Origin of the sequence: Streptococcus sp. 477, assembly GCF_013277295.1 — a bacterium.
GTDB classification, from domain to species: Bacteria; Bacillota; Bacilli; order Lactobacillales; family Streptococcaceae; genus Streptococcus; species Streptococcus pseudopneumoniae.
This window is the reverse complement of record NZ_VMMQ01000056.1, coordinates 1-14389: the sequence shown is the minus strand read 5'-3', so window position 1 is coordinate 14389 and position 14389 is coordinate 1. Positions and strand designations below refer to the sequence as shown.

General features: G+C 39.0%; 6 protein-coding genes and 2 pseudogenes. 5 read left to right on the top strand and 3 right to left on the bottom strand.

Translation table 11 applies throughout. From position 1 onward, the window contains the following. Together HT691_RS07060 and HT691_RS07055 are read left to right on the top strand one after the other, a co-directional pair. A pseudogene (locus HT691_RS07060) lies at positions 1–77 on the top strand (type I restriction endonuclease); the annotation flags it as partial. A gap of 29 nt (positions 78–106) precedes the next feature. Next, complete coding sequence (locus tag HT691_RS07055; RefSeq protein ID WP_172925313.1) at positions 107–3457, top strand: DEAD/DEAH box helicase family protein; 3351 nt, start codon at positions 107–109, stop codon at positions 3455–3457. Between the two features lie 533 nt (positions 3458–3990). Here HT691_RS07055 and HT691_RS07050 read toward each other — a convergent pair. Further along, a complete protein-coding gene (locus HT691_RS07050) occupies positions 3991–4461 on the bottom strand; it encodes an arginine repressor (RefSeq protein ID WP_023934390.1) in 471 nt (156 codons plus the stop codon). A 16-nt stretch (positions 4462–4477) separates the two neighbouring features. Beyond that, positions 4478–6751, bottom strand: coding sequence for a Xaa-Pro dipeptidyl-peptidase (locus HT691_RS07045; RefSeq protein WP_172925312.1), 2274 nt, complete (start codon positions 6749–6751; stop codon positions 4478–4480). 345 nt (positions 6752–7096) lie between these two features. Between HT691_RS07045 and HT691_RS07040 the strand changes: the two genes are divergently transcribed. From HT691_RS07040 to pyk, 3 genes are all read left to right on the top strand, one after another. After that, positions 7097–10198: a DNA polymerase III subunit alpha gene (locus HT691_RS07040; protein WP_172921925.1), complete on the top strand. Its 3102-nt coding sequence runs from the start codon at positions 7097–7099 to the stop codon at positions 10196–10198. A gap of 82 nt (positions 10199–10280) precedes the next feature. Further along, complete coding sequence (gene pfkA, locus HT691_RS07035) at positions 10281–11288, top strand: 6-phosphofructokinase (protein ID WP_000820864.1); 1008 nt, start codon at positions 10281–10283, stop codon at positions 11286–11288. A 58-nt stretch (positions 11289–11346) separates the two neighbouring features. After that, positions 11347–12852, top strand: coding sequence for a pyruvate kinase (gene pyk, locus HT691_RS07030; protein WP_138705905.1), 1506 nt, complete (start codon positions 11347–11349; stop codon positions 12850–12852). Positions 12853–12942: 90 nt separating this feature from the next. On the opposite strand, the pseudogene HT691_RS07025 reads toward pyk, so the two are convergent. Further along, positions 12943–14209 (bottom strand): annotated as a pseudogene (locus HT691_RS07025) (transposase). Positions 14210–14389: the final 180 nt, after the last annotated feature.

The window sequence follows — 14389 nt, the reverse complement described above, 5'->3', positions numbered from 1 at the left end:
AGGTCGACAAATCACAATTTGCTTGTGAGATAGCTATAAAAGTGTGGAGAAATAGCTTGAAATTTAGTATAATATAGCTAAACTATTTGTTTAAAGTGAGAAAAAAATGGGAAATTTTAGCTTTCTTTTAAAAAATGACGAATATGAATCTTTTTCAAAACCTTGCATTGAAGCTGAGAATATGATTGCTACATCAACTGTGGCTACTGCCTTTATGGCGCGTCGTGCTTTAGAGCAGGCTGTCCATTGGATATATAGTCACGATTCATATTTAGAGGCTCCCTATCGTGCTACTCTATCTTCTTTAGTATGGGATGATGATTTTAGGGATATCGTAGATTCTGAACTCCACAAGCAGATAGTTCTGTTGATTCGGTGGGGAAACCATGCTGCTCATGGTGGTGAAATTAAGGAACGAGAAGCGATTTTAGCTTTGCATCATTTGTATCAGTTTGTTAATTTTATCGATTATTGTTACAGCAATGAGTTTGTGGAGCGTTATTTTGATGAGAAGTGCTTACCACTTTCAGCAAACATCAAATACCGAGAAACTCCACAATCTATGATAAAGTTACAAGACAGTTTACCAGAACTGCCTGATTTTCATGAACAGATGGCTGCTCAGTCCGTAGAAGTTCAAGAGACTTATACTGAAAAACGTGAGACTGCAGCGCAACGGCAAGATGTGCCTTTCCATATTGATCAATTATCTGAGGCAGAGACAAGAAAACTCTTTATTGATATCGATCTCCGTCTAGCAGGATGGATATTTGAAGAAAACTGTCGTGTTGAGATAGCTGTTGATGGTCTCAAGCACGGTTCAGGAATTGGTTACTGTGACTATGTACTTTATGGTAAAAATGGGAAAATTTTAGCGATTGTGGAGGCTAAAAAAGCCTCTGTCAATCCAGAAGTAGGGGAAGTACAGGTCAAAGAATATGCTGAAGCTTTGGAGAAACATATCGGCTATCAGCCAATTTGCTTTATTACAAATGGGTTGAAGCACTATATACTTGATGGTCCGAACCGCCGCCAGATTGCAGGATTTTACTCTCAAGAAGAATTGCAATTAGTGATGGATAGACGTCATCTTCAAAAACCACTTGAGGATATTTCTAGTAAAATTAGGGACGATATTTCCGAGCGTCACTACCAAAAACATGCGATTGCAAGCGTTTGTGAAGCTTTCTCTAATCATCGTAGACAGGCACTTTTGGTTATGGCAACTGGGGCTGGGAAAACTCGTACAGCAGTTTCTCTAGTTGATATCTTATCACGTCATAACTGGGTAAAAAACGTTCTCTTCTTAGCCGATAGAACTTCCTTGGTTAAGCAAGCCTATGATTCGTTTAGAAAATTACTCCCAGATCTTTCCGTTTGTAACTTCTTAGAAGATAAAGAAGGAGCTCAATCAAGTCGCATGGTCTTTTCAACTTATCCGACCATGATTGGAGCGATTAGTGGTCAAGAAGAAGTAAATCAACGTCCTTTCACTGTTGGGCATTTTGACCTTATCATAATTGACGAATCTCACCGTTCTATTTATCAGAAATACAAGTCCATTTTTGATTATTTTGATGCAAGGATTGTAGGCTTAACAGCTACTCCTCGTCAAGATTTAGATAAAAACACCTATGGATTCTTTAATTTGGAGAATGGGGTTCCAACATATGCATATGATTTGGAAGAGGCTGTTAAAGACGGATATTTAGTAGCCTATCATTCTATCGAAACCAAACTGAAACTACCTACGGATGGTCTACATTATGATGATTTGTCTGAAGAAGAAAAGGAACATTTTGATAGCAAATTTGAAGACGATAGCTGTGAAAAAGATATTGATGGGAGTGTATTTAATTCCTTTATTTTCAATAAAAGTACAGTAGAAATTGTTTTAAATGAACTCATGACAAGAGGAATTCAGACAGCCTCGGGTGATGAAATTGGTAAAACTATTATTTTTGCTAAAAATCATGATCATGCGGAATATATCAGAGGTATTTTTAACAACCGCTATCCTGAAAAAGGGAGCGACTATGCTCAGGTAATTGATTATAGTATTAAGCATTATCAGACCTTGATTGATGATTTTAAAATTAAGGAGAAGTATCCTCAAATTGCGATTTCTGTCGATATGTTAGATACAGGTATTGATGTACCAGAGGTTGTGAATTTAGTCTTCTTCAAGAAAGTACGCTCTAAAACTAAGTTTTGGCAGATGATTGGTCGAGGAACCCGTCTATGTAAAGATTTATTTGGACCTGAGCAGGATAAGGAAAACTTCTTGGTATTTGATTATGGGGACAATTTTGATTATTTTCGTGCAGATCCAAGAGATGGAGAGGGGCGTCACATTGTTTCGTTGAGTCAGCGTTTATTTAATATCAAAGTGGACTTGATTCGAGAACTTCAGGGACTCCAATACCAAGAAGATCAGTTTGCGAGAGCATACCGTCAGGAGCTTGTTTCAGAACTTCAAGGTCGTATAGAGAGCTTAAATGAGTTGGACTTCAGGGTTCGTATGGTTTTAGATACAGTTTATAGCTATAGAAAATTGGAAAGTTGGCAAAATCTAACTGCTGTTACAAGTGAAACAATTCAAAAAAATCTCTCTCCGCTTTTATTTGATGAAGATAAAGAAGATGAGATGGCGAGGAGATTTGATTTGTGCTTACTTCATATTCAGTTGGGGCAACTGACAGCTAAATCTTCCACTGTTCATATTTCCCAAGTGATGAAGACGGCTAGAGCTCTTTCTGCTATTGGCAATATCCCGCAGGTTTTTGAGCAGGTTGAAATTATCAGGAAAGTACAGGAGCCTGAATTTTGGAAAGAAGTTAGCTTGTCTGATTTGGAAAAAATTTGTCTTGCTATTCGAGATTTATTACAGTTTTTGGATAAAACAGACCGTAAACCCTACTATGTTAACTTTGAAGATCGTATACTCTCCACTGTTCACGAGACCACAGCATTTTTGCAGGTCAACGATCTTCGATCTTATAATGAAAAAGTTGAGCATTATTTGAAAACTCATCTGGATGAAGAGTCCATTTCTAAGCTATACCATAATAAAAAGTTGACATCTGATGATATGCTTGCACTTGAAAAATTGCTCTGGGAAAAATTAGGTAGCAAATCAGACTACCAACATCATTATGAAAATAAGGCAATTCCGAGATTGGTGCGTGAGATTATTGGCTTAGATAGAGAGTCTGCCAATCGTATTTTTTCTAAATTTTTGTCGGATGAGAACCTTAATGCTAGGCAGATTTCATTTGTAAAATTGATTGTAGACTACATTGTAGAAAATGGTTTTTTAGAGACGAAAGTGTTAACGCAAGAGCCGTTTAAATCTTATGGATCGGTTCAACTACTCTTCCAACACCAACTACCAGTACTTCGTAATATTGTTCAAACCATTGAGCTCATCAATAATCGAGCTGGAGAAGCGGCTTAAATTCTAAAGTGATTGCCATACTGAGACTCATTTAAAATTAAAAAGAGTAGAAATTTATGTCATATATGAGAAGTTTTATTAGGAAGAATGTCATCGTTTTCCTAGAATACAGTATCAGTTGTTAAGTGGCTGATAAATTTCAAAGTAGATACTTGTACCACGATGTTTGTTGATCGAGTTATTAACAAAAGAGCTACTTTGATTTTAAAGAAATAGAAAACAAAAAGTCGAGCAAGAATTCAATTGCAGGAGAAAATGAAGGAATACTCAGTGAAAATCAAAGAGCAAACTAGCCGCAGGCTGCTCAAAACACGGTTTTGAGGTTGTAGATGAAACTGACGAAGTCAGTAACCATACCTACGGCAAGGCGATGTTAATGCGGATTGAAGAGATTTTTGAAGAGTATAAATCTTCCTAGGATAAAGCAAAACGCCTAATATCAAGGGTTTTAAACACTTGATATTAGGCGTTTTCTGATGTTAAAGACTTTCTACCAGGTTTTTTGAAGCATAATTGTTAGTTGTAGTCATTTATTATTCTTCAAAGAAAAATGGTGGGGCGAATTTTTTCAGTTCTTCAAAGCACTTTTGAGCAGCATCTGCATCTTCACAGATGATAAGACAGACATCATCACCACAAAGGGTAGCGATAGCGTCAGGGAAGCTCAAAGCATCAATGATAGAACCAAAGGATTGAGCCAGTCCAGGAAGGGTTTTTAGTAGGACTTGGTGTTGAACTGGGCGCATCAAGACAAGGGCGTCTTCCATGTAGAGTTCGAGACGTTTTTCCCATTTTGAGATGGAACCATTGTTAAGAACATAATAAGCGCTATCTTCTTCGCGGACTTTTGATAGGTTCATATTTTTGATGTCGCGTGAGAGGGTTGCCTGGGTCACTTGAATGTCGTTCTCAGCAAGAAGGGACTGCAATTCAGCCTGTGTATGAATCTTGTTTTTTGCGACAAGAGCGCGTATGAGTTGGTGGCGGTGTTCTGATTTATTCATAATAATGTAACTCCTTTCAGCAAGGTAAGGTAAGCGTGGACTGATCGAGGTCGGCAGTCAAGTGGTAGTCTGTATTGTCACGGATGGTGATTTCAAAGTCAGTCGTATAGAGGACTAAACGAAGAGTATCTCCTTCTTTTAGCTTATAAATAGTAGGTTGCAGTTCAAATTGCACATCCATCCATTCATCTGCAGTAATATCCTCTACTAACAGTAAATCATTTCTATTCTGTAAATTAAGGTAACCTTTTGTCACGACTCGTTGTGCATCTGGTCTAAATGGCAGTTCACAGAGATTTTCCAGCATATGATAGCGACCGTTGTCAATGGTTCTAGCACTTAAAACAGCTGGATAAGGCTGTAAGTATTTCTTTTGACCAAGTTCCAGTAGTTGAGCAGATAAGAGCCCCTTGTTTGTGCTGGATTTGATACGAAGATTGAGTTGAGCTCGACCGTTCAAGTGAAGATCTTTGGTCACAGGAAGGTCAATAGTAATCTGATTGGCTTTTCCTTGATAGAGTTCCGTATTGAATGTCTGGTAGTTTTTACCATAGCGCTCAAAATCCTTATCTGGGTACTGGTTTTGAATAACTTGCTCTTCTTGACCAAGTGCGAAGGTTTCAAAGTTTTCTTGCTCACCGAAGGTATCAAGTGATAACCAAGTCTGAGGGGCTGTATTGTCCTGCCAAATGACAGTAGGAAGTTGAAAATCTGTATCTTGTCCCAGTAATTTCTTTGTCAACAAAGCATTCATGGATTCACGGAAGTCAATTGATTGCCAATTGTTCATATAAACATGGGCGCCATTGTGGAAAAAGAGATGCTTGTTGATATGTGCAGGAAGAGTATGGAACATCTGGTAAACATGAAGTGGTTTGACATTCCAATCCTGAGAACCATGAGTAAAGACAACCTCTGCTTTTACATTATAGGCATTGCGCAGATAATTGCGGTCATGCCAAAACTGGTTATAGTCCCCAGTTTTTCGGTCTAGCTGAGCTTTCACTTTTTCTAAGTCAGCTTGGTGAGCTTCATTGCCACGGATATAGTCGCCAGCCAAGAGATTACGAGAGTAGGTTAGTTCAGCAAGGGAGTCAAAGTCCTCACCTGGATAGCCACCTGGGCTAGTCACCAGACCGTTTTCACGGTAGTAGTTGTACCATGAAGAAATGCCAGCCTCAGCAATGATAACCTCTAAACCATCGACGCCTGTAGTCGCAAGCCCATTGGACATGGTACCTAGATAAGAAAGTCCCGTTGTGGCAACTTTTCCGTTTGACCAGTCAGCCTTGACTTGACGCTGGCGCGTGTGGTCAGTAAAGGCACGGCAACGGCCATTAAGCCAATCGATGACATTTTTATAAGCCTCGATTTGCTGGTAGTCTCCATTAGTCATGAAACCAGTAGAGTCTTTGGTACCAATACCTGACACATAGAGATTGGCAAAACCTCGTGGAAGGAAATAGTCATTAAGAGTATAGCTAGAGTTGATGTGGCTTAGCTTTTCCTCAGCTTCCGACACAAGCTCAGCTTGGCCTTGGGGTTGGACGAGATTGAGTTGAGGTTCCTCTAGTTCAATCTTATGAGCAGGCTTCACTTCAAGTTCGCCCTCCATCTTGTAGAGAGCCTTGTCGCTAGCCTTGTCATTTGTTCCCTGATGATAGGGACTGGCTGTCATGATGGCAGGGATTTGTCCCTCATAACGTGGACGAATAATGCTAACCTTGACTAAGTCTGGTAGACCTTTTTGGTCAGTATCGACACGAGACTCAACGTAAACGACTTCACGAATGACATCATGGCTAGAAAAAGTAGCCAAACTCTTGCCGTTAAAGTAGTGGTAGTCATTATCCTCCGGCATAAGACCGTCGCTTACCAGTTGATCAATCAGGGTATTCCCCTTTTTGGTGCGAGTATTGAGTAACTGATAGAGATTTTCAATCATGTCACCGTATACAATAGGAAATCCAGTCTCCTTACGAAACGCTTCACTATCTTCGAAGTCAACCAAATAAGAAAAGCCTAAAAGTTGAAAGGCGACAGTATAAAAAATATCTGCTGTCAAGTCTTTGTCAGATTTGAAAAAAGTTAATATGTTAGTTTCTTTATCTATAGCTAAGCAGGAGAGTGGATAGTCGGTGTTCTCATAAGTGAAAAAAAAGCGACGTAAAAAAGTTTCCAGTAATTCCTTGGGATTGGCTGTGTTTTGTAAATCAAAGCCATATTTTTTTAGTTCAGATAAGATATTTTCTTTTGGGAAAGTGATATAACTATATTGATTAAAACGCATAGAACCTCCATATAGAATGATAGTTAAGGTTATTATATCAAAAAAAAAGCAGAAAGGGAATTGTTAACTGTAAAAGGAAATAATCCAATAAAAATGAATAAAGTGCTAAACTTAATATAGAGAACAGTGTAATAATAGACATAATAGGTATAATATAAAAATTCTAGGAGATTTATATTGTATGTTTTCTATTTTATATATAATATAGTATAAATATAAAAAATAATGACAAAAACACAAATGAATAAAAAATAAATTAGTAAGCTGATGAAATTTTTCTCAAGAGAAGCCTTTTATATGTGAAAATGGTATAATATAGTGAGAAGGATAGAGGAGAAGTGTAAATTGATCGCACAACTAGATACAAAAACAGTCTATAGTTTTATGGAGAGCGTCATTTCGATTGACAAGTATGTGAGAGCAGCTAAAGAATACGGCTACACTCATTTGGCTATGATGGATGTTGACAATCTTTATGGTGCTTTTGACTTTCTAGAGGTTACAAAAAAATATGGCATTCATCCTTTGTTAGGGCTTGAAATGAATGTGCTTGTAGATGACAAAGATGTGAATTTGCGCTTTTTAGCTCTATCTAGTGTAGGCTATCAGCAGTTGATGAAGCTTTCAACAGCCAAGATGCAAGGGGAGAAAAGTTGGTCAGTCCTGTCCCAGTATCTGGAGGATATTGCAGTCATTGTGCCTTATTTTGAAGAGATTGAGTCGCTAAATCTAGGATATGATTATTATATTGGGGTTTATCCAGAAACACTGACAAGCGAATTTCATCATCCTATCTTACCCCTTTATCGGGTCAACGCTTTTGAAAGTAGGGATAGAGAAGTTTTGCAAGTCTTAACAGCGATTAAAGAAAATCTACCACTTAGAGAAGTTCCCTTGCGTTCACGACAAGATGTTCTTTTATCAGCAAGTTCTCTAGAGAAACTATTTCAAGAACGTTTTCCTCAAGCATTGGACAATTTAGAAAAGCTGATTTCAGGCATTTCTTATGATTTGGATACGAGTTTGAAACTGCCTCGTTTTAACCCTGCTAGACCAGCAGTAGAAGAGTTGAGAGAACGTGCTGAACTGGGGCTTGTTCAGAAGGGGTTGACTAGTAAAGAATATCAAGAACGTCTAAACCAAGAATTGGCTGTTATTCATGATATGGGATTTGATGATTATTTCTTGGTTGTCTGGGATTTGCTGCGTTTTGGACGTTCAAATGGCTACTATATGGGAATGGGACGGGGTTCTGCAGTTGGTAGCTTGGTTTCCTATGCCTTGGACATCACAGGGATTGACCCAGTGGAGAAAAATCTGATTTTTGAACGTTTCCTCAATCGTGAACGCTATACTATGCCTGATATTGATATTGATATTCCTGATATTTATCGTCCAGATTTTATCAGATATGTTGGCAATAAGTATGGTAGTAAACATGCGGCTCAAATCGTTACTTTTTCTACCTTTGGTGCTAAGCAAGCTCTGCGTGATGTCTTGAAACGCTTTGGTGTTCCAGAATATGAATTATCCGTAATTACCAAGAAAATCAGTTTCCGTGATAATCTCAAGTCAGCCTATGAGGGCAATCTCCAGTTTCGTCAGCAAATAAATAGTAAGTTAGAATACCAAAAAGCTTTTGAGATTGCCTGCAAGATAGAGGGCTATCCAAGACAAACCTCTGTCCATGCGGCTGGTGTTGTGATCAGTGACCAAGATTTGACCAACTACATCCCTCTGAAGCATGGTGATGAAATTCCACTGACTCAATATGATGCTCATGGAGTTGAAGCTAGTGGGCTTTTGAAGATGGACTTTCTGGGACTGCGAAATTTGACCTTTGTTCAGAAGATGCAAGAGTTGCTTGCTAAAACAGAAGGGATTAAGATAGCTATCAACGAGATTGATTTGGAAGATAAAGAAACGTTAGCTTTATTTGCTTCTGGCAATACAAAAGGTATCTTTCAATTTGAACAACCTGGTGCCATTCGTCTGCTTAAGCGTGTGCAACCAGTCTGTTTTGAAGATGTCGTAGCGACTACTTCTCTAAATAGACCAGGTGCTAGTGATTATATCAATAATTTTGTGGCAAGAAAACATGGGCAGGAAGAAGTGACTGTTCTGGATCCAGTACTGGAGGATATTTTGGCTCCAACCTATGGTATCATGCTCTATCAGGAGCAGGTTATGCAGGTAGCTCAGCGGTTTGCTGGATTTAGTCTTGGGAAGGCCGATATTTTGCGTCGAGCTATGGGGAAAAAGGATGCTTCTGCCATGCATGAGATGAGAGCTTCCTTTATTCAAGGCTCCTTAGAAGCTGGTCATACTGTGGAAAAAGCAGAGCAGGTCTTTGATGTCATGGAGAAGTTTGCAGGTTATGGTTTTAACAGGTCACATGCCTATGCTTACTCAGCTTTGGCCTTCCAGTTGGCTTATTTCAAAACGCATTATCCAGCCATTTTTTATCAGGTCATGTTGAATTCTGCCAACAGTGATTACTTAATAGATGCACTTGAAGCAGGCTTTGAAGTGGCTCCTCTGTCCATCAACACCATTCCCTATCACGATAAAATTGCCAACAAGTCCATCTATCTAGGATTGAAATCGATTAAGGGAGTCAGTAATGATTTAGCTCTCTGGATTATTGAAAATAGACCCTATTCTAACATTGAAGATTTTATAGCTAAATTACCTGAGAATTATCTGAAACTACCTCTGCTAGAACCTTTGGTAAAAGTTGGTCTTTTTGATTTATTTGAAAAAAATCGTCAAAAAGTATTTAATAACTTAGCCAATCTATTTGAATTTGTGAAAGAGTTGGGAAGTTTATTTGGAGATACTATTTATAGTTGGCAGGAATCGGAGGATTGGACGGAACAAGAAAAATTCTATATGGAACAAGAGCTTTTAGGGATAGGTGTCAGCAAACATCCACTACAAACTATCGCAAGTAAAGCTATTTACCCAATTACCCCAATCGGAAATTTGTCAGAAAATAGCTATGCTATTATTTTGGTTGAAGTTCAGAAAATAAAAGTGATTCGTACCAAAAAGGGTGAAAATATGGCCTTCTTACAGGTAGATGATAGTAAGAAAAAATTGGACGTCACTCTCTTTTCAGACTTATATCGTCAGGTTGGACAGGAAATAAAAGAGGGAGCCTTCTACTATATAAAAGGAAAAATACAATCACGTGATGGCCGTCTGCAAATGATTGCACAAGAAATAAGAGAAGCAGTTGCTGAACGCTTTTGGATACAGGTGAAAAATCATGAATCGGATCAAGAAATTTCACGTATTTTAGAACAATTTAAAGGCTCAATCCCAGTCATCATCCGGTATGAGGAGGAACAGAAAACCATCGTTTCTCCCCATTATTTTGTAGTTAAATCTGATGAATTAGAGGAGAAATTGAATGAAATCGTTATGAAAACGATTTATCGCTAAAAATACGGAAAATAGAAGAATTTTAAAATCAAATGTGGTATAATCAAGAAGACTGTTAAAAGAAAAAGGAGCATAAACCAATATGAAACGTATTGCTGTTTTGACTAGTGGTGGAGACGCCCCTGGTATGAACGCTGCTATCCGTGCAGTTGTTCGTCAAGCAATTTCAGAAGGAATGGAAGTGTTTGGTATCTATGACGGATATGCTGGTATGGTTGCCGGTGAAATTCATCCCCTAGATGCAGCTTCAGTAGGAGACATCATTTCTCGTGGTGGTACTTTCCTTCACTCAGCTCGTTACCCAGAGTTCGCTCAACTTGAAGGGCAACTAAAAGGGATTGAGCAATTGAAAAAACACGGCATTGAAGGTGTAGTTGTTATCGGTGGAGACGGTTCTTACCACGGCGCTATGCGTTTGACTGAGCATGGTTTCCCTGCTATCGGTCTTCCAGGTACAATCGATAACGATATCGTTGGTACTGACTTTACAATCGGTTTTGACACAGCGGTTACAACTGCTATGGATGCTATTGATAAGATTCGTGATACATCATCAAGTCACCGTCGTACTTTTGTTATTGAAGTTATGGGACGTAACGCTGGTGATATCGCTCTTTGGGCTGGTATTGCAACTGGTGCAGATGAAATCATCATTCCTGAGGAAGGATTCAAGATTGAAGACATCGTAGAAAGCATTAAATGTGGTTATGAGTGTGGTAAAAAACACAATATCATCGTCTTAGCTGAAGGTGTGATGTCAGCAGCTGAATTTGGTCAAAAACTTAAAGAAGCTGGAGATACAAGCGACCTTCGTGTGACAGAACTTGGACATATTCAACGTGGTGGTTCTCCAACTGCGCGTGACCGTGTATTGGCGTCACGTATGGGTGCCCATGCTGTTAAACTTCTTAAAGAAGGTATTGGTGGTGTTGCGGTTGGTATCCGTAACGAGAAAATGGTTGAAAACCCAATTCTTGGAACGGCAGAAGAAGGAGCATTGTTTAGCCTTACTGCAGAAGGTAAGATTGTAGTTAACAACCCACACAAAGCCGATATTGAGCTATCTAGCTTGAATAAGAGCTTGTCATAATTTACAATTTAGTTAATAAGACCAAAAAGGTCATATCTATAAAGGAGTCACAAAAATCATGAACAAACGTGTAAAAATCGTTGCAACTTTGGGTCCTGCGGTAGAAATCCGTGGTGGTAAAAAATTCGGTGAGGACGGATACTGGGGTGAAAAACTTGATGTTGAAGCTTCAGCTAAAAACATTGCTCAATTGATTGAAGCTGGTGCTAACACATTCCGTTTCAACTTCTCACACGGTGACCACCAAGAACAAGGTGAGCGTATGGCAACTGTTAAACTTGCTGAAAAACTTGCAGGTAAAAAAGTTGGTTTCCTTCTTGATACAAAAGGACCAGAAATCCGTACAGAATTGTTCGAAGGTGAAGCTAAAGAGTATTCATACAAAACTGGTGAGAAAATCCGTGTTGCAACTAAACAAGGAATCAAATCAACTCGTGAAGTGATTGCATTGAACGTTGCTGGTGCTCTGGATATCTATGATGATGTTGAAGTTGGTCGTCAAGTGTTGGTTGACGACGGTAAACTTGGTCTTCGTGTGGTTGCTAAAGATGACGCAACTCGTGAATTTGAAGTGGAAGTTGAAAACGATGGTATCATCGCTAAACAAAAAGGTGTGAATATTCCTAACACTAAAATTCCTTTCCCAGCCCTTGCTGAACGTGATAACGACGATATCCGCTTTGGTCTTGAACAAGGTATCAACTTTATTGCGATTTCATTCGTACGTACTGCAAAAGACGTGAACGAAGTTCGTGCAATCTGTGAAGAAACTGGAAACGGGCATGTTCAATTGTTCGCTAAAATCGAAAATCAACAAGGTATCGATAACTTGGATGAAATCATCGAAGCAGCTGATGGTATCATGATCGCTCGTGGTGATATGGGTATCGAAGTACCATTCGAAATGGTTCCAGTTTACCAAAAAATGATTATCAAGAAAGTCAATGCTGCAGGTAAAGTTGTTATCACTGCAACAAACATGCTTGAAACAATGACTGAAAAACCACGTGCAACTCGTTCAGAAGTATCAGACGTATTCAACGCTGTTATCGACGGAACTGACGCTACAATGCTGTCAGGCGAGTCTGCAAACGGTAAATACCCACTCGAGTCAGTAACTACAATGGCTACAATAGACAAGAACGCTCAAACTCTTCTTAATGAATACGGACGTTTGGATTCAGATTCATTTGAACGTAACTCTAAGACAGAAGTAATGGCTTCAGCTGTTAAAGATGCTACTAACTCAATGGATATCAAATTGGTTGTAACTCTTACTAAGACAGGTCATACTGCACGTTTGATTTCTAAATACCGTCCAAATGCTGATATCTTAGCATTGACATTTGATGAATTGACAGAACGTGGATTGATGTTGAACTGGGGTGTTATCCCAATGTTGACAGATGCTCCATCTTCAACTGACGATATGTTCGAAATCGCTGAACGTAAAGCGGTAGAAGCAGGTCTCGTTGCGTCAGGTGATGATATCGTTATCGTTGCTGGTGTACCAGTAGGAGAAGCTGTTCGTACAAATACAATGCGTATCCGCACAGTACGTTAAGAAAAATATAAAAACCTATCATATCCAGCTTTAGAGCTTGTGTGATAGGCTTTTTTGGGCTCTTTGTCAACTGTAGTGGGTTGAAGTCAGCTAAGCTCGAGAAAGGACAAATTTTGTCCTTTCTTTTTTGATATTCAGAACGATAAAAATCCGTTTTTTGAAGTTTTCAAAGTTTCGAAAACCAAAGGCATTGCGCTTGATAAGTTTGATGAGATTATTGGTCGCTTCCAGTTTGGCGTTAGAATAGTGTAGTTGAAGGGCGTTGACAATCTTTTCTTTATCCTTGAGGAAGGTTTTAAAAACAGTCTGAAAAAGAGGATGAACCTGCTTTAGATTGTCCTCAATGAGTCCGAAAAAGTTGTCAGGCTCTTTATTCTGGAAGTGAAAAAGTAAGAGCCGATAGAGATTATAGTGGTGTTTCAAGTCTTCTGAATAGCTCAAAAGCTTGTCAAGAATCTCTTTATTGGTCAAGTGAATACGAAAAGTAGGGCGATAAAAACGTTTATCACTCAATTTACGACTATCCTGTTGAATGAGCTTCCAGTAGCGCTTGATAGCCTTGTATTCATGAGATTTTCTATCGAATTGGTTCATGATTTGGACACGCACACGACTCATAGCACGGCTAAGATGTTGTACAATATGAAAGCGATCTAGAACGATTTTAGCATTCGGGAGTGAAACAGTCTGGGAGACTGTTTCAGCCTGAGCCTAGAAATTTGAAAGCGAAGCTGTTTAGCCAAGGCATAATAAGGGCTAAACATATCCATAGTAATAATTTTGACGCGACATCGGACAGCTCTATCATACTTAAGAAAGTGATTACGAATGATAGCTTGTGTTCTTCCCTCAAGAACAGTGATGATATTGAGATTGTTAAAATCTTGCGTAATGAAGCTCATCTCCATCTCCCGATTGAAACAGTCACTCCCCGGACTGTTTCAACGTCCCAAGACATAATCTCAGGCAGATTTCTAACATTACACTCAAAGTGGAAGTCATTGAGCTTTCGAATGACAGTTGAAGTTGAAATGGCCAGCTGATGGGCAATATCGGTCATAGAAGTCTTTTCAATCAACTTTTGCGCAATTTTTTGATTGATAATACGAGGGATTTGGTCATTTTTCTTGACGATAGAAGTTTCAGCGACCATCATTTTAGAACAATGATAGCACTTGAAACGACGCTTTCTAAGGAGAATTCTAGTAGGCATACCAGTCGTTTCAAGATAAGGAATTTTAGAAGGTTTTTGAAAGTCATATTTCTTCATTTGACTTCCGCACTCAGGACAAGATGGAGCTTCATAGTCCAGTTTGGCGATGAGTTCCTTGTATGTATCCTTATTAATGATATCCATAGGGGATTTACCCACTACAAATATTATAGAGCCCAAAAAGGTGGCTATGTCACCTTTTTGTGTCAGTGTAGGTATTTGTGACGCGGTGGTGGGGCATCAATGGAGCTTCTTGAAGGTAATACTCTTCGAAAATCTCTTCAAACCACGTCAGCGTCGCCTTACCGTAGGTATGGTTACTGA